At 70.5% G+C, this 25,466-nt stretch carries 25 protein-coding genes; 13 read left to right on the plus strand and 12 right to left on the minus strand.

Annotated features, from left to right (window positions below; translation table 11 throughout):
• Positions 1–265 precede the first annotated feature (265 nt).
• Positions 266–673 carry a PLD nuclease N-terminal domain-containing protein gene (locus AQJ27_RS14740; protein ID WP_067367557.1) on the plus strand — a complete coding sequence of 136 codons (408 nt, stop codon included), beginning with the start codon at positions 266–268 and terminating at the stop codon, positions 671–673.
• 89 nt (positions 674–762) lie between these two features.
• Positions 763–2,154, plus strand: a complete 1,392-nt coding sequence (locus tag AQJ27_RS14745) for a purine-cytosine permease family protein (RefSeq protein WP_067367560.1) — start codon at positions 763–765, stop codon at positions 2,152–2,154.
• 4 nt (positions 2,155–2,158) lie between these two features.
• On the opposite strand, the gene AQJ27_RS14750 is transcribed toward AQJ27_RS14745, so the two are convergent.
• Positions 2,159–2,731, minus strand: coding sequence for a hypothetical protein (locus AQJ27_RS14750; protein ID WP_235613593.1), 573 nt, complete (start codon positions 2,729–2,731; stop codon positions 2,159–2,161).
• Between the two features lie 73 nt (positions 2,732–2,804).
• A complete protein-coding gene (locus AQJ27_RS14755) occupies positions 2,805–3,140 on the minus strand; it encodes an ArsR/SmtB family transcription factor (protein WP_067367566.1) in 336 nt (111 codons plus the stop codon).
• Between the two features lie 117 nt (positions 3,141–3,257).
• Between AQJ27_RS14755 and AQJ27_RS14760 the strand changes: the two genes are divergently transcribed.
• The 5 genes from AQJ27_RS14760 to AQJ27_RS14780 all read left to right on the plus strand — a co-directional run bounded on the left by AQJ27_RS14760 (position 3,258) and on the right by AQJ27_RS14780 (position 7,402).
• On the plus strand, positions 3,258–4,280 hold the full coding sequence (locus AQJ27_RS14760) for a quinone oxidoreductase family protein (RefSeq protein ID WP_067367569.1): 1,023 nt from the start codon (positions 3,258–3,260) through the stop codon (positions 4,278–4,280).
• Positions 4,281–4,327: 47 nt separating this feature from the next.
• A complete protein-coding gene (locus tag AQJ27_RS14765) occupies positions 4,328–5,008 on the plus strand; it encodes a class I SAM-dependent DNA methyltransferase (RefSeq protein ID WP_067367573.1) in 681 nt (226 codons plus the stop codon).
• Positions 5,009–5,182: 174 nt separating this feature from the next.
• Positions 5,183–5,803 (plus strand): DUF6232 family protein, encoded by a 621-nt coding sequence (locus tag AQJ27_RS14770; RefSeq protein WP_067367575.1) that lies wholly within the window; start codon positions 5,183–5,185, stop codon positions 5,801–5,803.
• On the plus strand, positions 5,800–6,159 hold the full coding sequence (locus AQJ27_RS14775; RefSeq protein WP_067367578.1) for a hypothetical protein: 360 nt from the start codon (positions 5,800–5,802) through the stop codon (positions 6,157–6,159). Before AQJ27_RS14770 ends, AQJ27_RS14775 begins: the two co-directional genes overlap by 4 nt.
• A gap of 139 nt (positions 6,160–6,298) precedes the next feature.
• Positions 6,299–7,402, plus strand: coding sequence for an abortive phage infection protein (locus AQJ27_RS14780; protein WP_235613594.1), 1,104 nt, complete (start codon positions 6,299–6,301; stop codon positions 7,400–7,402).
• Between the two features lie 23 nt (positions 7,403–7,425).
• On the opposite strand, the gene AQJ27_RS14785 is transcribed toward AQJ27_RS14780, so the two are convergent.
• Positions 7,426–8,706: a PucR family transcriptional regulator gene (locus AQJ27_RS14785; protein ID WP_067367584.1), complete on the minus strand. Its 1,281-nt coding sequence runs from the start codon at positions 8,704–8,706 to the stop codon at positions 7,426–7,428.
• Positions 8,707–8,807: 101 nt separating this feature from the next.
• On the opposite strand from AQJ27_RS14785, the gene AQJ27_RS14790 reads away from it, so the two are divergent.
• The 4 genes from AQJ27_RS14790 to AQJ27_RS14805 all read left to right on the plus strand — a co-directional run bounded on the left by AQJ27_RS14790 (position 8,808) and on the right by AQJ27_RS14805 (position 14,049).
• On the plus strand, positions 8,808–9,266 hold the full coding sequence (locus AQJ27_RS14790; protein WP_067367592.1) for a nucleoside deaminase: 459 nt from the start codon (positions 8,808–8,810) through the stop codon (positions 9,264–9,266).
• Positions 9,259–10,254 carry an isopenicillin N synthase family dioxygenase gene (locus AQJ27_RS14795; protein ID WP_079064978.1) on the plus strand — a complete coding sequence of 332 codons (996 nt, stop codon included), beginning with the start codon at positions 9,259–9,261 and terminating at the stop codon, positions 10,252–10,254. The genes AQJ27_RS14790 and AQJ27_RS14795 overlap by 8 nt, the downstream gene beginning before the upstream one ends.
• 142 nt (positions 10,255–10,396) lie before the next feature.
• Positions 10,397–12,505, plus strand: coding sequence for a hypothetical protein (locus AQJ27_RS14800; RefSeq protein ID WP_067367594.1), 2,109 nt, complete (start codon positions 10,397–10,399; stop codon positions 12,503–12,505).
• Complete coding sequence (locus tag AQJ27_RS14805) at positions 12,505–14,049, plus strand: ABC transporter substrate-binding protein (protein ID WP_067367602.1); 1,545 nt, start codon at positions 12,505–12,507, stop codon at positions 14,047–14,049. The genes AQJ27_RS14800 and AQJ27_RS14805 overlap by 1 nt, the downstream gene beginning before the upstream one ends.
• A gap of 74 nt (positions 14,050–14,123) precedes the next feature.
• On the opposite strand, the gene AQJ27_RS14810 is transcribed toward AQJ27_RS14805, so the two are convergent.
• The 8 genes from AQJ27_RS14810 to hemL form a co-directional block, all read right to left on the minus strand.
• Positions 14,124–14,522: an SRPBCC domain-containing protein gene (locus AQJ27_RS14810; RefSeq protein WP_096239974.1), complete on the minus strand. Its 399-nt coding sequence runs from the start codon at positions 14,520–14,522 to the stop codon at positions 14,124–14,126.
• Positions 14,523–14,558: 36 nt separating this feature from the next.
• A complete protein-coding gene (ccsB, locus tag AQJ27_RS14815) occupies positions 14,559–15,671 on the minus strand; it encodes a c-type cytochrome biogenesis protein CcsB (RefSeq protein WP_201264339.1) in 1,113 nt (370 codons plus the stop codon).
• Positions 15,668–17,485, minus strand: coding sequence for a cytochrome c biogenesis protein ResB (resB, locus tag AQJ27_RS14820; RefSeq protein WP_079064979.1), 1,818 nt, complete (start codon positions 17,483–17,485; stop codon positions 15,668–15,670). Before resB ends, ccsB begins: the two co-directional genes overlap by 4 nt.
• A gap of 3 nt (positions 17,486–17,488) precedes the next feature.
• Positions 17,489–18,274: a cytochrome c biogenesis CcdA family protein gene (locus tag AQJ27_RS14825; protein WP_067367607.1), complete on the minus strand. Its 786-nt coding sequence runs from the start codon at positions 18,272–18,274 to the stop codon at positions 17,489–17,491.
• Positions 18,271–18,894, minus strand: a complete 624-nt coding sequence (locus AQJ27_RS14830; protein ID WP_067367610.1) for a TlpA family protein disulfide reductase — start codon at positions 18,892–18,894, stop codon at positions 18,271–18,273. The genes AQJ27_RS14825 and AQJ27_RS14830 overlap by 4 nt, the downstream gene beginning before the upstream one ends.
• A 66-nt stretch (positions 18,895–18,960) precedes the next feature.
• Positions 18,961–20,298: a polysaccharide deacetylase family protein gene (locus AQJ27_RS14835; RefSeq protein WP_067367623.1), complete on the minus strand. Its 1,338-nt coding sequence runs from the start codon at positions 20,296–20,298 to the stop codon at positions 18,961–18,963.
• Positions 20,299–20,472: 174 nt separating this feature from the next.
• Positions 20,473–21,186: a histidine phosphatase family protein gene (locus tag AQJ27_RS14840; protein ID WP_067367626.1), complete on the minus strand. Its 714-nt coding sequence runs from the start codon at positions 21,184–21,186 to the stop codon at positions 20,473–20,475.
• Positions 21,183–22,499 carry a glutamate-1-semialdehyde 2,1-aminomutase gene (gene hemL, locus AQJ27_RS14845; RefSeq protein WP_067367629.1) on the minus strand — a complete coding sequence of 439 codons (1,317 nt, stop codon included), beginning with the start codon at positions 22,497–22,499 and terminating at the stop codon, positions 21,183–21,185. Before hemL ends, AQJ27_RS14840 begins: the two co-directional genes overlap by 4 nt.
• Before the next feature lie 409 nt (positions 22,500–22,908).
• Between hemL and AQJ27_RS14850 the strand changes: the two genes are divergently transcribed.
• Positions 22,909–23,346 (plus strand): hypothetical protein, encoded by a 438-nt coding sequence (locus tag AQJ27_RS14850; protein WP_003974483.1) that lies wholly within the window; start codon positions 22,909–22,911, stop codon positions 23,344–23,346.
• A 119-nt stretch (positions 23,347–23,465) separates the two neighbouring features.
• Here the strand turns inward: AQJ27_RS14850 and AQJ27_RS14855 are convergent, their stop codons facing one another.
• Positions 23,466–24,563, minus strand: a complete 1,098-nt coding sequence (locus AQJ27_RS14855; RefSeq protein WP_067367632.1) for a magnesium and cobalt transport protein CorA — start codon at positions 24,561–24,563, stop codon at positions 23,466–23,468.
• 238 nt (positions 24,564–24,801) lie between these two features.
• Here AQJ27_RS14855 and AQJ27_RS14860 point away from each other — a divergent pair, with 238 nt between their 5' ends.
• Positions 24,802–25,341: a universal stress protein gene (locus AQJ27_RS14860; RefSeq protein ID WP_067367635.1), complete on the plus strand. Its 540-nt coding sequence runs from the start codon at positions 24,802–24,804 to the stop codon at positions 25,339–25,341.
• Positions 25,342–25,466 lie beyond the last annotated feature (125 nt).

The following is a 25,466-nucleotide window of genomic DNA, read 5'->3' on the forward strand; positions in this document are numbered from 1 at the left end:
GATCCGAAGCTTTTAGGGGCGCGGGGAACTGCGCGACCAGCCCCCACCGGCCCGCGGCCGACAAACCCCGAGGGGCAGCGCCCCTTCAGGGGCGCGGGGAACTGCGCGACCAGCCCCCGCCCACCCGCAGCCGACGAACCCACCCGGGGGCCGGGGCGGTGGGGGCGGGGAAAGTGTCATACCCCCGTTGAAGTCAGCCGCTACCCTGTGCCCGTCACCGGGGCCCGCACCGCCCCGCCACCGTCCACTGGGGGACCGTTCCGCCATGCTCAGGTATCTGCCGTTCCTGCTGGTCCTGGCGCTGTGGATCTACGCGTTCATCGACTGCCTGAACACGCCGGAGGAAGAGGTCCGCGGCCTGCCCAAGGTGGTGTGGGTGATCGTCATCCTGCTCTTCGGAGAAGTCCTCGTCGGCCCGGTCGCCTGGCTCGTCGCGGGCAAGGTCGGCCGGGGCCCGACCCGAGGCGTCACGCCCTCCGAGTGGCACCGCGACCAGCGCCCGCAGTACGTCGCCCCCGACGACAACCCCGAGTTCCTGAACTCCCTCAGCGCGGAGCCCGCCCCCTCCAAGAACGTCAAGGACGAGGCACTCCTGAAGGACTGGGAGGCCGACCTGCGCCGCCGTGAGGAGGAGCTGCGCCGGCGCGAGGCCGGCGAGGAGTCCGAGAGCTGACGCCCGTACAAGGTGTACGCCGACGAGCCTCCCGGAACGGACAGTGCGCCTCTGTCCGGGGGTGACGGGGCCCCGGACACTTACGGTGCATGACGACCGCTCCCGCCGGCACCACCGCACCGATCACGCCCGAGTACGGCGACCGAGTCATCGCCGTCGAGACGGCGGGCTCGGAACCGATCCCCGACGCCGAACGCCACGGCAGCCCGCTCCAGTTGCTGTGGACCTGGGCCTCCCCGAACATCGAGTTCGCGACCGTGTACATCGGCGTGATCTCGGTCCTCTTCTTCGGGCTGAACTTCTGGCAGGCGGCCGCGGCACTGCTGCTGGGCACGGCGCTGGGCGCGCTGACGCAAGGCGTCCTGTCCCTCGACGGACCCCGGTTCGGCGTCCCGCAGATGGTGATCGGCCGCCTCTCCTTCGGCTACCGGGGCAATCTGCTGCCGGCCGGGGTGAACGCCCTGGTGGCGGGCGTGGGCTGGTTCGCCGTGAACAGCGTGAGCGCCGCGTTCGCGCTGAACACGCTGACAGGCCTGCGCCCTCTGCCCTCCCTGCTGCTGGTGGTGGCGGTCGAGATCGTGATCGGCTTCATCGGCCACAACTTCGTGCACGCCTTCGAGAAGTACGCGTTCCCGGCGCTGGCGGTGGTGTTCCTGGTGGCGGGCGTGTGGACGTTCGACCACGCGGACCTGGGCACCTCGGGCGGGGGCGGCGGCATCGGCGGCTTCCTGCTGGCGTTCAGCACGGCGTGGGGATACGCGGCGGGCTGGAACCCGTACGCCACGGACTACTCGCGCTACCTCCCCCGTACGGCGAACAGGTTCAGGACCGCCCTCTACCCGGCCGTCGGACTCTTCCTCTCCGTCGCGGTCGTCTCCCTCATCGGTGCGGCGTCGGCGACGATCGCGGCTCCCGACAGCGCGACCCCGACGGCCGCCTTCACCGGTCATCTCCCGTCCTGGCTCGGCGACCTGGTGCTGCTGTCCATCATCCTGGGCGGCATCTCGGCGAACGCGCTGAACGTCTACTCCTCCGCCATGTCCATCACCTCGCTCGGCCTGCGGCTGCCGGCCTGGCTGGGGCGCGGCGCGCTGGTGGTGCTCTCGGGCGTGGCGGGTACGGCGGCGGCTTGGGCGTCGCTGTCGGATGCCGGGCATGCGTACGAGGCGTTCCTGCTGGTCATCGCGTACTGGATCGGACCGTGGCTGGGAGTGGTGCTGGTGGAGCGGTGGCTGCGGACCCGTACGCCGGACGACGAGCCGGCCCGGCGTCTGGGCGACCGCGCGTTCAGCAACTGGCCGGGGATCACCGCCCTGTTGGTCGGCGTGGCGGTCTCGGTCCCGCTCTTCTCCAACCAGGAGAAGTACGTGGGCTGGGTGCCGAAGCACTGGGCGTCCTTCGGCGACATCACCTGCCTGGTGGGCTTCGCGGTGAGCGCGGCGCTGTACGCGCTGCTGCGGCGGGCGCCCCGCACGGGCTGAGCGGTCAGCCGGTGGTGCTCAGCAGCGAGGCCTGTTCGGCGTACCCCACCTCGATGTGCCGTGCGCCGAAGGCCTTCTTGAGGAGGGGCGCGGCGGTGATGGGGTCGTCGACGCCCACGAGCACGAACCCGGCCTCGTCCACGCCGACTTCGCGCAGGTCGAAGGTGCCGTTCCAGCGGTTCATGTCCTCGGCGATCCGGTCGGCGAGGGCCTCCAGGTCGGTCCGGTTGGCATCGGTGTCGTGCAGCCGCACCGTGACGCCCTTCTCGGCGGCGCCGCAGAGGTCGGCGTCGAAGGAGGCGGACGGCATGCGGTACACGTCCATGGCCCGGTCCTCCTCGTCGACCGACATGCCCGTGTAGACGGCGGCGTAGCGGGCGGACTCCGCCATCCTGTCCACGTGGGCCAGGGTGCGGTCCAGCGGGGTGAAGTCGTCGGCTCCGCGGGCGGGAAGGCTCCTGGCCGGCCGTGTTCCGACGCAGGTGGCGGTGACGGGCGCGGCATGCGCGGGCTCGGCCTGCGCGACGGCGCTCGATCCCTGGAGCAGCGCTCCCAGCAGCACGACGGCACCGGTCACGGTGGCACCGGTGGCCCCCCGACCCCTCACACGCTTCTTCATGCCCCTTCGACGCGGGAGGCGGCGAATCGGTTCAGTGCGCCCGGTCCGCACGCAGAACCAGGTCGAGGAGTCCGGGGAAGCGGGCCTCGAACTCCTCGCGTCGCAGGCGGTTGACGCGCTTGGGACCCTCGTCGCGCTGCTCCACCAGACCCGCCCCGCGCAGCACCGCGAAGTGGTGGCTGAGGGCCGCCTTGCCGACGGGCACGTCGAAGCTGCCGCAACTCCGCGTCCACTCCGCCGAGTCGGCCAGCTCCCGTACGAGGGTGACGCGTACGGGATCGGCGAGAGCGGCGAGGGCGGTCTGGACCGGAACGTCGTCGGGATGGGTGTGTTCCGGGGCGACCCGGTGACTCGCTCGTTCCGCCACGCCCGACTCCCCTCAGATCTCCGACACCTTGCCGAGTGTTCGATGAAAATCATACACTCCCGAGTGTTCGGTTTTCATTGAACAGTCGAGCGGACGAGTTCTCGTGAGAGGTGTGCCATGCGCGCGATCGAGATCCAGGAGTACGGCGGTCCCGAGGTGCTGAGGGTCGTTGAGGCGGGGGTGCCCGCGCCGGGTGCGGGGCAGGTGAGCATCGACGTGGCGTACGCCGGCGTGAACTTCGCCGACCTCAAGGCGCGGGCCGACGGCTACCGGGTGCCCGCCCTGCCCTTCGTCCCCGGTCTGGAGGTCTCGGGCCGCGTCCGGGCCCTCGGCGCGGGCGTCACCGGCCTCGCCGTGGGGCAGGAGGTGGCGGCCCTGACGCAGGGCGGCGCATACGCGGACGTCGCCGTGGCCGACGCGGTGACCGTCTTCCCGCTGCCGCCCGGCGTGGACCTGCGCACCGGCGCGACCCTGCCCACCGTGCTGCCCACCGCGTACGCCCTGATCCACACCGTGGGCCGGCTCCAGCCCGGCGAGACGGTGCTCGTGCAGGGTGCGGCGGGCGGGGTGGGCACGGTGCTGGGGCAGTTGGCGAGCGCCGCGGGGGCCGGGGCGGTCTACGGGGTGGTGTCGAGCGCGGCGAAGGCCGAGTACGCGCGGGAGCACGGTTACGACGAGGTCTTCGTCACCTCCTCCACCGCCACCCCCTCCGCCTCCTTCGCCAAGGAGGTGCGCGGGGCGACGGACGGTCGCGGGGTCGACCTGGCCCTCGACCCGGTCGGCGGCGAAACCCTCCGGGCCTCCCTCGACTCCCTCGCCCCCTTCGGCCGCCTGGTCTCCTTCGGCAACGCGAGCGGGGCGCAGCCGTGGCAGGTGGGCCAACCGGACCTCTACCCCCTGGCCCTCTCGGTCTCCGGCTTCTCCATCCTCACCCTGGCCCAGACGTCCCCGGCCGCACTGCGCACCCTCACCGAACGCGCCTTCCGCACAGTGGTCGACGGGGTGGTGTCCCTGCCTGTGACGGCGGAGTTCGCCCTGCCGGACGCGGCAGAGGCACACCGTCTGATGGGGACACGGACGAGCACGGGAAAGCTGCTGCTGCGCACCCACGGCGCGGACGGGGCCACCGACCTCGCGTGACGACGACGCGCCGGGCGTGTCAGTCCCCCCGGCTAGTCTCCCGCGCCATGACCTCTCACCCCGCGACCTCTCACCCCGTGACCTCCCGCCCGGACGCCACGAGGGCGTCGTACGACACCGTCGCCGTCGACTACGACGAGCTCCTCAAGGCCGAGTTGGAGCACAAGCCCTTCGACCGGGCCATGCTCGCCGTCTTCGCGGAGAAGGTGCGGGACGGCGGGGGCGGCCAGGTCGCGGACCTCGGGTGCGGGCCGGGGCGGGTGACGATCCACCTGGAGGGTCTCGGGCTGGACGCGTACGGGGTCGATCTGTCGCCGCGGATGGTCGCCGTGGCCCGACGCAGCCATCCGCACCTCCGCTTCGAGGTGGGCACGATGACCGACCTCGACATCGAGGACGCGTCACTCGCCGGGGCCCTCGTCTGGTACTCCACCGTGCACACGCCGCTGGACGAACTACCGCTGTTCTTCCGGGAGTTCCACCGGATCCTGGCACCGGGCGGTCATCTGCTGATCGCCTTCAAGGTGGGCGACGAGCGCGTGCACCTCGATCACGCGTACGGCCATGACCTGGACCTCGACGTCTACCGCTTCCCGCCCGAGCGCGTCGCCGAGCTGCTGCGCGAGGCGGGGCTGGTGGAGGTCGCCCGCCTCGTCCGCGAGGCCGACGCCCACGAGAAGACCCCGCAGGCGTTCGTGCTGGCCCGCAGGCCGGAACCGCCGGTGTGACGGTGACGTTCCCTTTCGAGGGACACCAGGGGCACCGCCCGCGCCCCTGTCGAAGGTGAACTCTCCACAACAGCAACACACTTGACGGCTGTTACTGCCTTGCAGCCACCACACGCCCGGTGGTTAATGTTCCTCACTCAGTGATCGGACACCACAACAGCCTCAGGGGGACGCATGGAGACGACAGGACCGGAAGAACGGCCGTGGAACACCCCGCCGAACACCCCGCCCCCGCCGCCGGTGCCACCGCTCCTACGAGGCGCCGAAGTCGACCTGCGGGTCAGCAAGCGACTGCTGTGGGTGGGCGGGGCCGCCTATCCGCTGCAGAACATCGCGCGGGTCTACACGTTCACCCTGCACCCCAGGCGCATGGACGCCACCGTGCGCTTCTTCAAGAACGTCGCGATCACGCTCTCGGTCGCGTTCGCCCTGACCATCATCGGTACCGTGACAGCGCTCGGGAGTGAGAACGCGGCCGGCGGGATCCTCACCTTCGTCTGGCTCTCCACCGTGGCCGCCCTGATCTACTTCATCGGGGAGCTGATCTCCGTGCTGTCGGCACAGTCGCACTACGTCCTGGCCGTCGAAACAGCCGGCCCGTCCACGGCGGTGGTGACGAGCCCGAACCCGCAGCACCTGAACCAGCTCGTCGGCTACATCACCCACGCGATCGACAACCCCGAGGCCGAGTTCCAGGTCAAGGTGGAGAGCATCACGATCAGTCCCAAGAACTACTACTTCGGGGACAACGTCAACATGTACGGCGGCACCGGCAACGTGGGGATGGCGGCATGAGCGGCGACAACTTCTACTTCGGCGACAACGTGAACATGCACGGCGGGGTCGGCAACACCGGCATGGTCAAGAACCAGGTGGTCGCCCCCGACTCAGCGGCTGCGTCTCCCGAGCTGGAGGCTGCGGTGGGGGAACTCCTGCGGCTGGTCGAGCAGCTCCGCGGCCACGTCGCGCCCGTCAGCGCCCAGGCCATCGACGACTCCCTCCCCGCCATCAGCTCCGACGGCAGCACCCCGCCACAGGAACGGCACCGCGCGCTGCTGGCCGTCGCCGGCATCGCGACGACGGTGGGCGCCGTCGGTCGGCCGGTCATCGAGGCGGTCAACAAGATCCTCGAACTGCTGGGCGGACGATAGCGGCACCCGTCCGCCCCGTCCGCATTCCTTCGTCGGGTCTCCGCATACCTTCGGCGGGCGGCCGTAGACCTTCGACGGACGGCCGAGCGGCCTGCCGCTTCCCAGACTGGAGCCACGGCGACGGATCTGGGGAGGCGCGATGCGGGGGATCACTCGGGCTCGGTTCATGGGGATGGCCGCGGGGGCCGGGGGCGCGGTGGTGCTGCCGGCCGGGCGGGCCGGGGCGACGGGCCGTCGGCCGGGGCTGACGTACCGGGGTGTGGTGTACGAGGTGACGGACGGGGAGACGCCGAGCACCGGGTGGAACCCCGGGCGCATGCGCCGCGACCTGCGCGCCGTCGCGCACGACCTGCACGCCGACTCCGTCAAGATCACCGGCAACGGAGTCGAACGGCTCACCGCCACCGCGGCCGAGGCGGCGGAGCTCGGTCTGAACGTCTGGCTGGAGCCGACCCTGGGCGACGTACCGGAACGCGAGATCCTCGACCACCTCGCGCAGACGGGCCGGTTCGCCGAGCGGCTGCGGCGACGGGGCGCGGGAGTGCATCTCAGTGTCGGCTGCGAGTTCGTGCTCTACGTGCCCGGGATCGTGCCCGGCGCCAACGCCCAGGAGCGCGTCGAGCATCTGCTGAGGGACGACTTCGATCCCGTGCTGATGGCACGGCGCCTGCACCGGTTCACGGCCAAGGCGGCGTCCGTGGGCAGGTCCGTCTTCCACGGGCGGCTCACGTACGCCGCCGCCCAGGACGAGGACGTCGACTGGGGCCTCTTCGACCTCGTCGGTGTCGACTACTACGGCTGGTTCCGGGACCGGAACGCCTACGTCCGCGATCTCGCCGCGCTGCGGCGCTTCGGGAAGCCCGTCGCCGTCATGGAGTTCGGCTGCTGCACCTTCGAGGGCGCGCCGGAGAAGGGCGGCATGGGCTGGGACGTCGTCGACTACGGAAAGGAGCCGCCGGAGATCGAGGCGGGTCTCGTCCGCAGTGAGCGCACCCAGGCCGCGTATCTGACGGACGTGCTGTCGGTGTTCGAGTCGATGGGCCTGTACTCGGCGATGGCGTACACCTTCGTCACCCCCGACGCCCCGCACCGCCCCCGCGACCCGCGCCACGACCTCGACATGGCGAGCTACGGCATCGTGAAGACGATCGAGGACCGCCACGGCGGATGGCACTGGGAGCCGAAGGAGTCCTTCCGCGCGCTGGCCCGGCAGTACGCACGGGCCCGCGCACACACCTGCTGACGGACGGGTCGGACCGGGGCAGGTCAGGCCACCGTCCGCAGGCCGCCGTCCGCGGTCGCCTGCACCCCCCGCACGATCCGGTGCGCGCACAGGGCCGCGAGCAGCTCTCCCAGCAGGTCCGGGTCGTCGATCTCCAGGCCCAGGAGGGATTCGATGCGTTCCAGGCGCTGGTAGAGGGACTGGCGGCCGATGTGGAGCAGGGCCGCCGTGCGGGTGGGTGAGCAGCCGTGGCGAAGGTGGATCTCCAGGGTGCGGACGAGGTCGCTGGGGTGGGCGGCCTCCCAGGCCAGCAGGGGGCCCAGGGTGTGCTGGACCAGGCGGGCGAGGCGGTCGCGGTTGGCGTCCACGCCGCCTCGGGTCAGCTCGCGTTCCAGGGTGAGGGCGCGGGAGGAGGTGACGACCGGGCCACCGGTCGGGCCGGGTTCGGCGGACGGCACGGTGAGCGCCAGTTCCAGGGTCGTCCGGGCCGCCCGCAGTGTCTCGCTCCAGCGCAGCCAGCCGCCGCCCGCGAGGACCGCGTGTCCGACCGCCACGGTCACCCCGGCCTCGGCGACCGTCCGGAATGCCTCCTGCACGGCCCGTACGACATCCCGCCGCGCCGTCACCGCCCGTACGGCGTCGTCCGGCATCGCCACCAGCGCCAGTACGTCCCCCGGGAACGCCGCCCGCAGCACCGCGACCCCGCCCAGGGAGCGCGCCGCCCGGTCGACCACGCCCAGCTCGCGCGCCCCGTGCGCCGACACCCCGACCAGCCGCGCGCCCGGCCCCGGATGGAACCCGGCGAGCGCCGCGCGTGCCTCCACCTCGGGCTGGTTGAGGGCCTGCCCGTCGGCGAGGTCGGCGAGCAGGGCGGCGGTGTGGTCGCCGCCCCAGGGCCGTACGGACGCCGCCCGACCCGACAGGCCGCGCGCCACGATCGCCCGGTTGGCGGCCTCGGTGATGCGGACGAAGGGCACCACCCGGTGCAGGGCGAGCAGCGGCAGCCCGAGCCGCCGGGCCTCGTCGACGACCTCCTCCGGCATCCGCACCAGCGACCGTCCGACCTCCACCGCGAGCCCCGCCGCTCCGCGCGCGGTCAGCTCGCGCACGTAGCGCCGCCGGGTGTCCTCGTCCGCGTCGGTCAGCCCGAAGCCGTTGGTCAGGAGCAGTTCGCCGCCGTCGAGGAAGTTCGCCCCCTCGTACACCTCGCTCGAATGCACCCAGCGGACCGGGCGGTCCAGGGCGCCTTCGCCGGCGAGGAGTTCGGGCTCGCTGCCGCGGACGGGGTCGAGGGCCAGGATGTCGCGGAGGGTGAGTGCGGGCACGGGTACCTCCTTCAGGCGCTGACAGTCCGTCCGGGTGCGGCTTGCCGGGAGAGTACTTTCCGCACGTTGCCCTCGTGTTTCGGCCACAGGAGAGTGGAGTCATGGAGCGCATCGATCAGGCACGGGCACGGATGTGGTTGTCGACCGCCGTCGCGGAGGCCCGCGCCGGGCTGGCGGAGGGCGGCATCCCCATCGGCGCCGCGCTGTACGGCGCGGACGGCACGCTTCTGGGCCGCGGACACAACCGTCGGGTCCAGGACGGCGACCCGTCCATGCACGCGGAGACGTCGGCGTTCCGCGCTGCGGGACGGCAGCGTTCGTACCGCGGTACGACCATGGTGACGACCCTGTCGCCGTGCTGGTACTGCTCCGGCCTGGTGCGCCAGTTCGGCATCTCGCGGGTCGTGGTGGGCGAGGCGCAGACCTTCCACGGCGGCCACGACTGGCTGGCCGAGCACGGCGTGGAGATCGTGCTCCTGGACGACCCCGAGTGCGCCGCGCTGATGCGCGACTTCATCAAGGACCACCCGGCTCTGTGGAACGAGGACATTGGTGAGTAGCCGCCCGAGCAGCCCCCGTACCCCCGGTATCCCGCGCATCCCGACCATCGACCTGCGGCCCTGGCTGGACGGCGATCCCGACGCCCGTACCGTCATCGCCCGCACGGTCGACGAAGCCCTTCAGAGCGCCGGTTTCCTCCTCGTCACCGGACACGGTGTGGACCCGGCCCTGCGCACCCGCATCCGCGAGGCCGCCCGCGCCTTCTTCACCCTCCCGACGGAGGTCAAGCAGCCCTACGCCGTCCAGGTCGGCGGGCGCGGCTGGCTCGGCCCGGGTGCCGAGGCCAACGGTTACTCGGAGGGTACGCAGACGCCCCCCGACCTCAAGGAGTCGCTGACCTTCGCGACGCACGAGCCCTTCGAGGACCCGGCGACCGACGCGGAGTGGTCCGCGCCGAACGTGTGGCCCGCCGAGGCCCCGGAGCTGCGGAAGCTCTGCGAGGAGTACCTGGCGGGGATGGGCGAGCTGGAGAACCACCTGCTGGCCCTCCTGGGTGAGGCCCTCGGTCTGAAGGCGGACTTCTTCACCCGGCACATGGACCACCCGACGTACGGCTTCAACATCAACTGGTACCCGGGGACGGAGGTCGTCGGCGAGCCCGAGCCCGGTCAGTTCCGTATCGGCCCCCACACCGACTTCGGCACCGTCACCATTCTCGACCGCCAGGCGGGCAAGGGCGGGCTGCAGGTCTACACGGACGAGGGCGGCTGGGAGGACGCGCCCTTCGACCCGGCGGCGTTCACGATCAACATCGGTGACCTGATGGCCCGTTGGACGGGCGACCGGTGGCGCTCGGGCCGGCACCGTGTGCTGCCTCCGCCCGCCGACGCGCCGGCCGAGGAGCTGATGTCGCTGGTCTACTTCGGCGAGTGCACGCCGGGGACGGTGGTGGAGTCGGTCCCCGCGCCGGTGGGCCGCGTCGCGTATCCGCCCGTCGACTCCCATGTTTATCTGCGCGAAAAGCTGGATTCGATCACCGTGGGATAGACGGGCGAAAGGGCGCGAATAATTTTCGTAACCAAACGGACATCACGTGCCCTAGTCCGAATCAACTCCCCCTTTTTACACTGGTGTTGATAGACCTCACAGCAGCACAGAGCAGGACCGGACCGCGCCAGGGGGAGATGCGGTGCACAGAGGGCTGCACGGACGCGGAGCGTTGTTCGACACGGATCCGCCCGGTCTTGCACTACGGCTCGTCGGCCTGCGCCCGTACCAGCTGCGCTCGTCCCCGTACGAACACCCGAAGGAACTGCCCTTCGTGGTGTTCGCGGGCGGACGGGGCCTCGGCAAGAGCGCCGTACTGCGGGAGCTGCGCGACGCCTACCGCGGGCACACACCGGTCGCGCTGATCGACGGCGAGGAACGGCAGTTCGCGGGGCCGCCCGCCGAGCGGCCCGCGGAGTCCTGGTCGCCGGTGGGACAGGCGCTCACCACCATCGCCGAGCAGCTCGCGGAGCCGGTCACCGGCGCCGGAAGGATCGGCTTTCCACGCCTGACGTCCGGGCTGCTGGCCGTCGCGGCGGGCGGCTGGAGCGACCGTGACGTGCCCCGCATCCGGCAGGAGGCGGAGCGGATCCTGCTGCTGAACGAGACCGGCTCATGGCTCTCGGGGTTCGCGGGCCGCTGGGTGAGCAAGGTCGTCTCCAAGCTCATCGCCTCGCTCAGCGGGACGGGTCCCGTGATCGCGCCGATCATCGAAGCCACCCTGGAGGCGTTCGCCGAGGGGATCGGCCCCGCTCCCCGCCGGCTGCGCAGGGCCGCCACCTGGTACCGCGACTATCCGAACGCGGGCGGCAATCCCAAGCTCGGCCTGATCCTGCTCTCCTCGCACTTCCGGGCCGGCGGCGACTCCCGCACCCACGCCGAGCGCTATCTCGTACGGGCCCTGCTGGCCGACCTCGACGACGCGTACGCGGGGGTCATGCAGCGCTCGCACCGGCTGGGCCGCCCGGTCGTACTGATCGACAACGTGCAGGAACGGGCGGGCCTCGGCCTGATGGAACCGGTGCTGCGCGACCGCGCCGACGGCATCGCCGACCATGTCGTCTTCTTCGCCGCCCTGCGCGGATACACCCATGGAGCGCTGCGCAACGCGAGCCGCCGCACCCTCCCCGAGGTCGCCCGGCACACCGGCTGGGAGCCGGGCACCTCACCGTCCTCGCGGGCGCTGCTCGTCGCGCTGCCGCCGCTGACCCCGGACGACACCCTGCACCTCGTGGGCGGCGTCTCGCAGGGCCTCGCCGTCCCCCCTCAACTCCCGCACGCCACCCATCGGCTGTCCGGCGGCAGCCCGCTCGGCGTCACCCTCCTCGCGGAGTCCGCCCGCCAGAACCTCCCCCAAGGAGCCAAGTCCCTGGGCGAGTTGCTCACCTCCGACGTCGCCGTCCACGAGGACAACGACGGCCGGCCCACCTATCAGGAGCTGCTCGACCGGCTCGTGCCCGGTGGCCGGCTCGACGAGCTGACCGTGCTCGCCGCGGCCCACGACCGCGACTCAGCCTGCGTACTCGCGGAGGTCCAGCTCTCCGACGACTTCGGCGCGTCGGGGGTCCTCGCACTGGAGGAACGGCTCACGGAGGAGGGCTGGACGAGCGCCGCCGGGCAGTTCGTGGGCGATCCGTTCCTGCGCGCGCTGCTCCTGCTGCGGCTGCACCACGACGACCCCGACCACGCACGCTGGCGGTCCGTGCACCGCACCCTCATCGACCACTACGGCGACGGGGACCAGCCGGACAGCGCGCGCTATCGGCTGCACCACGAACTCGCGCTCGGCAAGCCCGACCTCGCGGTGGCGCACCTGCGCGACACCTTCCCGCGCACCGACACCGGGTCCTGGCTGTCCTCGCTCGTCTTCATCGCGTCCGCGCCCTACTACCACGCACACGACCCGGACGGCCGCGACTTCGGCGGCCACGGCGGTCACGACGACCGGGCGGCCGTCGCGCTCGGCCGCACCGACGCCGCCCAGCAGCCCCCGGACAGCGTGGACGCCGTACTGCACTTACGGGTACGACGGCTGCTGCACGCGGTCTGGCAGCTCACCGATCCGCTGGTGCTGCCGGACCCGAAGGTGTCCGACCGGCTCCGTTTCGAGCTGGAGCAGCTGTCGAACCTGCGGCCCGCGGGCAACCCGCTGCTGTGGCGGGCCTCGCGGGAGTGGCCGTCGGACGCGCTCGCCGGCCACCCCCTGCGCATCCCTGGTGACGACGACGACAACGCGAACGGGGACCTGTGATGGCGCGCTTGTGGACCTGGCTGCGCGAGGACGTCTGGGAGATTCGATTCCGCAGGTATGTCGCGCTGACCCTCGCGGCGGTGCTCGCGGGCCTCGGCGTCTGGGGCGGTATGACGGCCACCAAGGAGAATCGCTCCTGCGCGCCCGGCGTCGTCCAGCCGAAGGGCAGCGACGAGTGCGTGGGCGTCTCGTGGACGACGTACGCCTTCGGGCGTGCGCAGTTCGCCGACACCGTACGGGCCATCCACCGCGAGAACGCCCGTCTGGCGCCCGGCAGTTACGTCACCGTCGCGCTCCTGGAACCCTTCACCGCCACCGACGCCGACAACCTGGCCGATGTGCTGCACGAGCTGCAGGGCGCCTATCTGGCCCAGTACCAGGCCAACCACGACACCACCGGCCTGAAGCCGAAGATCCGCCTGGTGCTGGCCAACCCCGGCTCCACCGGCACGTACTGGCAGCACACGGTCGACCAGCTGGCGGGCATGACGGGCGGCTCCGACCGGCTGCGCGCGGTGACCGGGGTCGGCCTGAGCACCGACAACAACAAGAAGGCCGTCAAGGAGCTGACCAGCCGGGGCATCCCGGTGATAGGGAGTTCGATCACCGCCGACGACCTGGCCAACGGGCAGAACGGCAAGGACCCGTTCCCCGGGCTCGCGCCGGTCTCCCCCACCAACACCGACGAGGCCCGCGCCCTCGCCTCCTTCGCCAAGGTCTCCGCCGCCAACGCCTTCCTCGTCTACGACCGCACCGGCGACCCGTACACGCGCACGCTCCAGGCCTCCTTCGAGAAGATGCTCACGGGCTCGCGCTACGAGGCCCAGCCGTTCACGCCGCCCGCCGACCGCAGCAAGGAGGGCAGCACCTCCAACGTCTTCATGCAGATCACCAACATCCTCTGCAACACGCCGACCACCACGAACACCATCCTCTTCGCGGGGCGGCACACGCAGCTGCGGCAGTTCATCAACATGCTGGGCCAGCGCGGCTGCCACGACCGCCGGTTCACCGTGCTCACCGGCGACGAGGGCTCCTACCTCGCCGGGGACAAGGACCTCGACCCGGCCGCCCTCAAGGACCCGCTGCTGACCGTCCGCTACACGTCCCTGGCCCACCCGGACGCCTGGCTGAAGGACACCGCGAAGACGGGCGGCAGCGCGGCCGACGCGAAGGTGCTGCAGTCGCTTCTGGGGAGTGCCGGGAAGGAGCCGGTCGGGCCCCTCGGGCCGATCGCCCTGGACGACGGCCAGCTGATCATCGCGTACGACGCCATGCGGCTCGCCGTGCGCGGCATCCGCGGGGCGTCGCCGACGGGGAGGATCCCGGCCCTCGCGGACGTCGGGCTCCAGTGGCCGCAGGTCAAGGGCAAGGAGCTGCGGGTGAACGGGGCGAGCGGGTGGATCTGTCTGGACGCCCACGGCAATCCGTACGACAAGGCGGTGCCGATCGTGCAGCTGACGCCCGAGTCGCGGGCTCGCTTTGTGAAGATCGCGTGGCCTGAGGGGAAGCCCCCCGCTACGGCGTGTCTGCCGCCGGCTTGACGGGGGCGCCGTTGGGGGATCGGTGGTTCGTATGTGCGGGCCGTATGTGGCTGGTCGCGCAGTTCCCCGCGCCCCTACGGGGCGCTGATCAGTTGCTCAAAGCGTCGGCGCCAGCCCGGGTCCTCGCCCTCGGTGCTCTCGTGGGTGAAGCGGACCGTCGTGCCTGACGGGCGGGTCGGTTCCAGGTGGAAGCGGATGCGGCCCCGGCCCTCGACCGTGTACTCGGCGATCCGCTCGACGTCCCACGCCGTGATCCGGCCGCTGCCGATCCCGCGCAGCGTGACCTCGCCGCCGAGTCGCGGCTCGAAGACCTCGGCCTCGGCCAGCCACGCCCGCAGGCCCTCGGGGGTGGCCACCGCCTTCCAGACGTTCTCCACAGGCTGGGGAAAACGCAGCAGGTAGTGCAGGACGCGGGTACCGTCCTCCCGCGTCTCGGGGACGCCCTCTTCGAAGCCTCGGGTCACTCCGGTCATGACACCAGCGTGGCCCGAGGCGGGCCGTTCCGCTGGCTAGACGCCCGCGTAGGAGTGCTTGCCGGAGACGAAGATGTTGACTCCGTAGTAGTTGAAGAGGAAGCAGGCGAAGGCGATCAGGGCGATGTACGCGGCCTTGCGGCCCTTCCAGCCGGCCGTGGCGCGGGCGTGGAGGTAGCAGGCGTAGGCGACCCAGGTGATGAACGCCCACGTCTCCTTCGGGTCCCAGCCCCAGTAGCGGCCCCACGCGTCGCCCGCCCAGATGGCGCCCGCGATGATCGTGAAGGTCCACAGCGGGAAGACGGCGGCGTTGACGCGGTAGGAGAACTTGTCGAGGGAGGCCGAGGAGGGCAGCCGCTCCATGACGGAGGTGGCGAAACGGCCCGGCTGACCGCCGGTGGCGAGCTTGTTCTCGTACGAGTCCTTGAAGAGGTACATCAGGGTGCCGACCGCGCCCACGTAGAAGACGGCGCCGCAGAGGATCGCGGTCGAGACGTGGATGTACAGCCAGTACGAGTGAAGGGCGGGCACCAGCTGGTCGCTCGCGGTGTAGAGCACGGTGACCGCGAGGCCGAGGTCGAGGAGGACCGTGGTGACCAGGGGCAGGCCCAGCCAGCGGATGTTCTTCTTCAGCGCGAGCATCACCAGGTACACGGTGACGGCGACCGTGGAGAAGGTGACGCTGAACTCGTACATGTTGCCCCACGGCGCCCGCTGCACCGACAGTGCGCGGGCGACGACACCGGCCGCCTCGACGGCCCAGGCCAGCACGGTGAGGGACACCGCGATCCGGCCGTAGAGGTCGCCCTGCTCGTCACCGCCGTGTGCGCCGGGCCCGTCGGGCACGTCACGGGCGCCCGCCGCCGACCGGGTGACGACCTTCGGCCGCTCCAGGACGGCCGTACCGCCCGCCGACTGCACGGTGACCGCGGGGGCCTGCGCCTTCTCGGTGGTGGTGAGCGCGGCGGCCGTACGGGCGACCTTGCTGCGGCTGCCGAAGATCCACTCGGCGATGTACGCGAAGAAGGCCAGGGTGTAGACGGCCATCGAGGAGTAGATCAGCGTGTTGCTGATGTTGGCGAGGTGTTCGTTGGTGGCCGTGGCCAGATCGGTCACGGCGCCCAGGTCGGTTGCGGTGGCGAGAGTCACTTCTCAGCCCCTTCGGCGGCAGGTACGGAGGGTTCGGCGTCAGGGTCGGTTTCGACTGCGGCTTCGTCTGTGTCGGGCTTGGTGGGCGCCTGTTCGTGGACGAGTGCGGCCAGGTCCCCCAGTTCTTCGGGGAGCTTCGCGGACTCGCTGCGGCCGAGGCCCGCCATCTCGACGACGGTGACGCCGTCTGTCCCGGTGGTCGCCCGCACCCACACGCGGCGGCGCTGGATGAAGAGCGAACCGGCGAGACCGAAGATCGCGGTGAAGGCACCGACCAGCGCCCAGTCACTGCCGGGCTGCTGGGTGACCTGGAAGTTCGCCCATTCCTTGATGCCCTTGTCGAAGGTGATGGAGCCGGCGCCGTTCGGCAGTTTCATCGTCTCGCCGGGCAGCAGGCGCGCCGTGACGATGTTGCCCTTGGCGTCCTTGAACTGCTTCATCTTCGAGGTGTCGAGCTGGTACACGTTCTGCGGGATGCCCGCGTCCACGCCGAGACTGCCGTGGTACCCGGTCAGCGCGAGCACGGGGAAGTCGAGCGCGGGGAACTGGGAGAACATGTCGCCCTTGCCCGCGCCCGCGAAGGTCGGCACGAAGATGCCGATGAAACCGAGCTGTTCGGTCGCCCCCTGCGCGTTCTTGTAGCCGTCCATCACCTTGATCGCGCCCTTGGAGGTGACGTTCGAGTCGAGCGGCAGCATCGGCACGGCGTCGTGGTAGACGACGTTGCCCTTGCCGTCCCGGACGGTGACGACGGGCGCGTAGCCGTGCGCGGTGAGATAGACCTTCGAGTCGCCGATCTCCAGCGGCTCGTTGACCTTGACGGTGGTCTTCTTCTCCTTGCCGTACGCGCCGATGCTGTAGGTGATGTCCGCCTGGTACGTGCGAGGGGTGCCCTTGTTGGGGCCGGTCCGCTCGTAGGTGCCGGTGAACTTCTTGAGGTTGAAGCTGAACGGCGTGAGGTCGTCGGTGCTGAAGAGGTTGCCGGACTTGAAGTCGTCGTACTGCGAGATCGTGTTGGAGAACCCGTCGCCCTCGACGATCAGCTTGTTGCCCTCGGACTTGAAGAGCTGGCCCCAGGCGAAGGCGACCAGCATCACGATCAGCGCGATGTGGAAGAGCAGGTTGCCGGTCTCGCGGAGGTAGCCCTTCTCGGCGGCGACGGCGTCCTTCTCGATGTGCGCCCTGAACCGCCGCTGCTTGAGGATCTTGAGGGCGGCCTCACGGACCTGCTCGGGCTCGGCCCCGGTGCGCCAGGTCGCGTACGCGGGCAGCCGGTTCAGCCGCTTGGGGGCGCCCGGCGGACGGCCGCGCAGCTGCCCGACGAACTGCCAGGTGCGCGGGATGATGCAGCCGATGAGCGAGACGAACAGCAGGATGTAGATCGCGGAGAACCACACCGAGCTGTAGACGTGGAACAGGCCGAGCTTGTCGTAGACCGGCCCGAGGATGCTGTGCGCGTCCTTGAAGTCCGCCACCTTCTGGGCGTCGGTCCCGGACTGCGGGATCAGCGAGCCGGGGATCGCCCCGAGCGACAGCAGGAAGAGCAGGATCAGGGCGACCCGCATCGACGTCAGCTGCCGCCAGAACCAGCGGGCCCAGCCGACGACCTCACGGCCGGTCCAGGTCAGCCAGCCCAGGGCGCCGGGGGCGCGGGACCCGCCGAAGGAGCCGGGCACGGCCGTGTCGACCGGCGCGGTGGACAGCTGGGATCCGGCTTCGCCGAGTTCGCCGTCGGCGCTCACCCCGATGTGCCGCTTGGCGGCCGCCGGGTCCTTCGTCCTGCCCGTGCCGGTGTCGGTGTCGGTCGTGCTCATCGATCAGATCCCTACCGTGAAGCCGTTGGACCAGGTCTGCATCTGCTGCACGATGCTGTCCCAGGCGCCGGTGAGCAGGAGCAGGCCGGTCACGATCATCATGCCGCCGCCGATCCGCATCACCCATGCGTAGTGCCGCTTGACCCAGGCGAAGGCACCGAGCGCCTTGCGGAAGGCGACGGCGGCGAGGACGAAGGGCACCCCCAGACCGACGCAGTACGCGACGGTCAGTATGGCGCCGCGGCCCGCACTCGCCTGGTTCATGGAAAGAAAATTGATGGAGGAGAGCGTCGGTCCCAGGCAGGGCGTCCAGCCGATGCCGAAGAGCGCACCGAGTATCGGAGCGCCCAGCAGGCCGGTCACCGGCCGCTTGTGGAAGCGGAACTCGCGCTGCGTGAGCCAGGGCATCATCCCCATGAAGAACACGCCCATCGCGATCATCAGCACGCCGAGGATCTTGCTGAGCGTGCTCTGGTACTCCTGGAGGGTCGATCCGAAGTAGCCGAACAGTGCCCCGCCGGAGACGAACACGGCGGTGAACCCCACCACGAACAGGCTGGCGCCCGCGACCATCCGCCCCCGCCTGGCCTCCGCCAGATCCGTGCCGGTGACACCGGTCACGTACGACAGATAGCCGGGGACGAGCGGCAGCACGCACGGCGAGAAGAAGGAGACGAGCCCGCCGAGGACAGCGATCGGCAGGGCGAGCACCAGGGCACCGCTGACGACGGTGTCGGACGACGACGCGGCGAGGTTCGTGGACGCGGCGAGAAGGGACACGTCGGTCACTTCTCCGCGACAACGGGGTCGAGCATCTCGCGGAGCTTGTCCTCGCTGAGGGCCTGCAGCGTACGGGCCGCGATCTTCCCGTCCCGGTCGATGACGATCGTGGAGGGGATCGTCTGCAGGTTCAGCGTGCCCTTCTTGAAGCGGAGCAGCAGCTTGCCCGTGGGGTCGTAGAGGCTGGGGAAGGTGACGTCGTGCTGCTTCTCGAACGCCTGGGCAAGACTGACGTTGGCGTCACGGGTGTTGATGCCGACGAACTGCACGCCCTTCGCCGCGGTGTCCTTGGCGACCTTGACGAAGTTCGGCGCCTCGGCGCGGCACGGCGGGCACCAGGAGCCCCACACGTTCAGGACGACGACCTTGCCCTTGTAGTCCTTGACGTCGAGCTGCTTGCCGTCCACGGTCGGGCCGGAGAGGTCGGGGGCCTCGACCCGGGAACCCTTGGCGACGGTCGAGATGCCGTCCTTGCCCGCCACGAAGTTGCTGTCGCCCGAGCCCCCGGACGTCCCTCCCGAACCGCACGCGGACAGGACAAGCGCGGCGACGGCGGCCCCGGTGGTGAGCAGGGCGGCGCGGCTACGGGTGCGGTTCGAGCGCTGTTCGGCGCGGCAGGCGGCACTCATGTGAAAAGTTTCGCATGCCCGTTTCGAGGATCTTCCGCACCCCCCTTGCGGGCGGAAAACACCATTTCAGGCGGCGTTCCCGGACCCCTTGGAAGTGGCCGTCCCGGTGCCGGTGCCGGTGCCCGAACTGGTACCAGTCCCCTTGCCGGTGTCGCCGAGGAACGTCTTCCAGCCACCCGCGGGCCGCTGTCCCACGTCCAACGTCCGCAGCTTGGCCAGGACCTCGGGCTTCTGTACGTCCATCCAGTCCACGTACTGCCGGAAGGAGACGAGGCGGACGTCCTCGCCCTTCTCCTTCTCCCGGGCGATGTGCTTGAAGGCGTACTCGACGGCGTCCATGTAGATGCCGCCGTTCCAGTGCTCGAAGTGGTTGCCGATGAAGAACGGCGCCCGGTTGCTCTCGTAGGCCCGTCGGAATCCGGCGACGTACGCCTCGCCCGCCTGCTGCCGCCACGCCGGGTAGTTGTGCGCGGGCGCCTTCGTCGAGTTGATCGACTGGTTGGCCAGCATGTTGTAGTCCATGGACAGCACTTCGAAGCTGCGCCCCGGGAAGGGGATCGCCTGGAGGGGCAGGTCCCACAGTCCGTGCCGCTTCTGCGGCCAGACCTGGCGGCCGCCGGGCGAGGAGGCGTCGTAGCGCCAGCCGAGCTCCTTGGCGGTGGGCAGCAGGTTGTCCTGGCCGAGCAGACAGGGGGTGCGCGCGCCGACGAGTTCCTTCTCGTAGTCGAAGGGCAGCGGGGGCAGATCGGTCCAGCCCGTGTTGGTCCGCCACTCCTTGACGAAGGACTTGGCCTGGTCGATCTCGCTGCGCCACTGCGCCGGCGTCCAGTTGCCGACGGTGCCGTGGCCGGAGCAGAAGTGGCCGTTGAAGTGCGTGCCTATCTCGTGGCCGTCGAGCCAGGCCTGCCGGACGAGCCCGAGCGTCGACTTGACGTGGTCGTCGGCGAGGTAGCCGATGTCGGAGGCGCCCCGGGGGTTGTTCGGCGGCAGGTACTTGCGCTTCTTCGACTCGGGCAGGAGGTACAGCCCGGAGAGGAAGAACGTCATGTGCGCCTCGTGCTCGCGGGCGAGCCGGAGGAAGCGGGAGAAGAGTCCGGTCCCGACCTCACCCGCGCCGTCCCAGGAGAAGACCACGAACTGCGGAGGGGTCTGGCCGGGCTCCAGCGGAACCGGCTTCGCGGGCTGGTTCGGCTGCTTGCCCGTGAAGGAGGTGGAGCCGTCGCCTATCAGGCGGGCGGGGTGTGCGGAGGCGCTGGGCTTGCCGGACGGACCGGGCTTGCCCGACCGGGAACCACCGCCCCCGCCATGACCGTCCTGTTGGTCGGTGCCGCACGCCGCGAGTCCCATCGCCGCCGCGGCACCCGCCCCGAGGCCGATCATTCCCCTGCGGCTGATGTCCCGCATTCGGTCCCCATCTCATCGTGCCCTCTCAGCTGGCTCCCAGCTGACACACAATGAGAGGGCACGACAAGCGGATAGGTTCCTTCGAACGCGCAACATTGATCGTATTTTACGAAGAACAGTTCGGGTAGCGACGCATACGAACACTTTGCGCCAACATGTACGGGAATGGGCGCTCTACGCCCCGAACGCCTTGCCCTTCCCCTTCACCGGCTTGGCGCCCGCGAGGAGATGGGCGGGAACGAGATCCCGGGCGGGCTCGCTGTACCCCACGGACACGATCTTGTCGCCCCGGTAGGTGAAGGACGTCAGGGACGCCAGCGTGCACTGCCGCTTGCGCGGGTCGTGCCACAACCGCCGCTTCTCCACGAAGGACCGCACGATCCAGATCGGCAACTGGTGGCTGACCAGCACCGCTTCATGCCCACGGGCCGCGTCCTTGGCGGCGTCCAGCGCCCCCATCATCCGTACGACCTGATCGACGTACGGCTCGCCCCAGGACGGCTTGAACGGGTTGACGAGGTGCTTCCAGTTCTCGGGCCGCCGCAGCGCCCCGTCCCCCACGCCGAAGGTCTTCCCCTGGAAGACGTTCTCGGCCTCGATCAACCGCCCGTCGGTGTCGAGGTCGAGACCGTGCGCCTTCGCGATGGGCGTCGCGGTCTCCTGCGCCCGCTCCAGCGGCGAGGCGACGACATACGTGACGTCCCGCGGGGCCAGGTGCTCGGCGACCCGCTCGGCCATCTGCCGCCCGAGCTCCGACAGGTGGTAGCCGGGCAGCCGCCCGTACAGCACCCCGTCCGGGTTGGCGACCTCGCCGTGCCGCATGAGATGCACGACGGTGATGTCCTGATCCCGGCCCCGCGTCTGATCCTGCGTCTGATCCTGGCTCATGCCGTGGCCTCCGCCGCTGCCCGAGCCGCCGCCGGAAGGGCGTCGGCGATCCGCTGAATGGCCCGCTCGTCGTGGGCCGTGGACACGAACCACGACTCGAAGGACGACGGGGGCAGATAGACGCCCCTCGCCAGCATCGAGTGGAAGAACGCGCTGAACCGGAAGGACTCCTGCGCCTTCGCGCCCTCGTAGTCGCGCACCTCACGCCCGGTGAAGAAGACCGAGAACATGTTGGAGGCGGTCTGCAGCCGGTGCGCCACGCCCTCCTTGCTCAGCGCCTCCGTGACCAGAGCGCGGATCTGCTCGGAGACGGCGTCGACCTTGTCGTACGCGGCGTCGTCGAGCAGCCGCAGCTGGGCGAGCCCGGCGGCGGTCGCGACGGGGTTACCGGAGAGCGTGCCGGCCTGGTAGACGGGCCCCGCGGGAGCCAGGTGCTCCATGACGTCCTTGCGGCCACCGAAGGCGGCGGCGGGGAATCCTCCGCCCATGACCTTGCCGAAGGTCATGAGATCGGGACGTACCCCGTCGATCCCGTACCAACCGGCCTTACTGGTCCGGAATCCGGTCATGACCTCGTCGGAGATGAACAGGGCGCCGTTGCGCGCGCAGGCGTCCTTGAGTCCCTGGTTGAACCCGGGCCGGGGCGGTACGACGCCCATGTTGCCCGGCGAGGCCTCGGTGATCACACAGGCGATCTCACCGGGGTGCGCGTGGAAGGCCTCGTTCACGGCTTCGAGGTCGTTGTAGGGCAGGACGATCGTGTCGGCGGCCTGGGCGCCGGTGACACCGGGGGTGTCGGGCAGCGCGAAGGTCGCCACCCCGCTCCCCGCCGACGCCAGCAGCGAGTCGACATGCCCGTGATAGCACCCGGCGAACTTGATCACCTTCGACCGCCGGGTGAACCCGCGGGCGAGCCGGATGGCGGACATGGTCGCCTCGGTCCCGCTGGAGACGAGCCGGACCTGCTCGACGGGCTCGACGCGGGCGACGATCTCCTCGGCGAGCGCGACCTCGCCCTCACCGGGAGTGCCGAAGGAGGTGCCGCGCGCGACGGCCTCCTGGACGGCGCCGATGACGTCGGGATGCGCGTGACCGAGGATCATCGGCCCCCACGAGCACACGAGGTCGACGTATTCCCTCCCGTCGGCATCGGTCAGGTATGGACCGTTTCCGGACACCATGAAGCGGGGCGTACCGCCCACGGCACGGAACGCGCGCACCGGAGAGTTCACGCCGCCGGGCGTGACGGCAGCCGCACGGTCGAAAAGAGTCTGCGAAACTGGGGCTTCGTACGGATAGCTCACACGAGCCATGGTGTCAGAGGCTGCGAAGATCCTGCGGACAGGTGTTTCAGCGTACGTTTCGGCGTGCGGCCGTGGGGGAGGTCACTGTCACGATGATCGGGTTGCGTGGCGGGGGTCGCGCGCCTTAGAAAAGCAGTCGGGTGGAGATATGCATCGCGGTGGCGGACTGGGCGAGGGGACCGATGACCTCGGTCCTCGGCGTGCCCGGCGGGGAAGGCGCCGGCGCGAGGCGGAGGAAGCGGCCGAGGCACGACAGACGCAGGGGTCGCCGGGCTCTCCCGGATCACCCGGAGCACCCGGGTCGCAAGGAACACAGAACGATCCTGAGCGGATCGACTCGTCGGGCCGTATGGACGGTATGGACTACACGGACCGCGGGGCAGACCGGCTCAGGGCAGGAAGCGGGAATGGTGGCCGGGTGGGGGTGACCTACAAATACTTCGGCGCGCCGGACGGCGCGACGGCGGCCCGCGTGCCGATCTCGATGCGCCCCGAGGAACTCGGCGGCGACGAGCTCGGCATGAACGGCATGTTCACCAAGATCAAGCCGGAGACCATGGCCGCGATGGTCCTCACCGGCATCGAGGGCGTCCCTCTCCACAAGGTCCCGCCCCTGGAGCTGGTCGTCCTCCACCCCGACTACGCCGTCGTGAAGCTCCCCATGACCGTCGTCGACCCCCTGCGGGGCATCGGCGAGGAGGCGGTCGGCGCGGCGGCCTTCATCTGGTCGACGGTCCCGGACCGCGGGGGCCCGCGGGACGCCTTCAACGTGTACCAGCTCCTCCACGAATGGCAGGATTTCAGCCACCGTCTGCACGAGGCGGGGCATCAGCCGTACTGCCTCGTCTGGCCCTGATTTCCCGCTTTCCGGGATGCGGGCGGGGCTGACGGCCATGTCGGTCGCCGCGTGAACACGCGGCGATCAGATTCCACAAGCTGAGACGCTCATGGCCGCGCACCGCACCCGGCTCCAGCTCACAGCCAGCCGTTGCGCTTGAACCCCCGGTGGATGACGAAGCACGACACGGCGATCACCGTGAGGGCCAAGGGGTAGCCGAAGCGCCAGTGGAGTTCGGGCATGTGGTCGAAGTTCATGCCGTAGACGCCGCACACCATCGTCGGTACGGCGATGATCGCGGCCCAGGCCGTGATCTTGCGCATGTCCTCGTTCTGGGCGACGGAGACCTGGGCGAGGTGGGCCTGGAGGATGGAGTCGAGGAGACCGTCGAAGGCGGTGATCTGTTCGGTGACCCGGGACAGGTGGTCGGCGACGTCACGGAAGTACGCCTGTATCTCGGGGGCGATGAAACGCATCGGCTCGGTCGCCAGGATGTGGAGAGGGCGGCCGAGGGGGACCACCGCGCGTTTGAGTTCGAGGAGTTCGCGCTTGAGCTGGTACATGCGGCCGGCGTCGGCGCCCCGGGCACCGCGAGGTGAGAAGACGGACGTCTCCACCTGGTCGATGTCGTTCTGGACGGCGTCCGTGACGGTCAGGTAGTCGTCCACGACGTGGTCGGCGATGGCGTGCAGCACCACGGCCGGCCCCTTGGCCAGCTGCTCCGGCTCGGCTTCCAGATCCTCGCGCAGGGGGCCGAGGGAGCCGTGCCGTCCGTGCCGCACGGTCACCACGAAGTCGGGGCCCGCGAAGACCATGATCTCGCCGGTGTTCACGACCTCGCTGGTGGCGGTCAGCTCGGCGTGTTCGACGTAGGAGACCGTCTTGAAGATGGCGAACAGGACGTCGCCGTACTGCTCGACCTTGGGGCGCTGGTGGGCGTGGACCGCGTCCTCGACGGCGAGCGGGTGCAGGCCGAACAGTTCGGCGACCCGGGCGAACTCCGGCTCGGTCGGCTCGTGCAGCCCCAGCCAGACGAAGCCGTGGCCGCCGCGTTTGCGGACCCGGGCGACGGACTCCTCGACGCTGGGCGCGGCCTCCTGGCGGACGCCGTCGCGGTAGATGACGCAGTTGACGACAGCGGAGCCGAGCGGGGAGCGGGCGGGGTGGCTCAGGTCCACCCGGCGTCCGCCGCGTGCCAGACGGGCGACTTTGCGCAGGTTGCCGACCATCGACATGCGGTACTCCTTCCCCGGATTTCCCGGAACGGACGGCCAGTGTGCCAGCAAGGGGTAAGACCGACGTCAGAGCCCGGTTCGAGCGTGCGCCCGCGCCCGGCCCCGCGGTGTCAGGAGAGCGTCATAAATCACGTCCTCGCCGTCAGGCCCACGCCAACGCGGCGGTCCGCCGCCGTCCTCCGGCCCTTCGATGGCCGATGGGTATGTGTGTGGACCGACATCGAGGAGTGCGCGAGCGATGAGCGAGGAAGAGCGGGGACCGCGTGTGGTGGCGGGAGTCAGCGGTTCGCCGGGGAGCCTGGCGGCCCTGCGCCGGGCCGCCGCGGAGGCCCGGCGCGGGGGAGCCGAGCTGCTGGTCGTGATCGCCTGGGAGCCGCCCGGTGGTGACTTCGCCCACCGCAGTGCGCTGAGTCCACTGCCGACGGCCACGCTCCGGCTGGACGCGGGCCGGCGGCTGCTCGCCGCGCTGGACACCGCCTTCGGCGACGCGGGGCCCGGGATCCCGTACCAGGGTCTTGTCGTACGCGGCACACCGGGGCGGGCGCTGGTCGAGACCGCCGACCGGGCCGACGACCTGCTGGTGGTCGGCCCGGGGTGCCGAGGAAGGCTGAACCGGTGGCTGTTCCCGTCCGTCACCCGGTACTGCCTCGCGCACGCCGCATGCCCCGTGCTGGCCCTGCCGCCCTCGCCCCTGTCCCGCGAGCTCGCCTCGGTGCACCGCCGCATCCGGCTGCGGCTGCCGCTCGACGCACGGGAGCTGACCGAGAAGAGGTCCTGAGCGACCGAGCCGCCCAAGTCAGGGGCGCGTTACGGGTCCGGGCCGGCGCGTCAAGCCTCCGTCAGCGAGCGGCCCCGTTCCCGGCCCGGCGGGCATAGCCTCACAGAGGCGCACGGCCGAACCGG

It is taken from the genome of Streptomyces olivochromogenes (genome assembly GCF_001514115.1).
GTDB lineage: Bacteria > Actinomycetota > Actinomycetes > Streptomycetales > Streptomycetaceae > Streptomyces > Streptomyces olivochromogenes.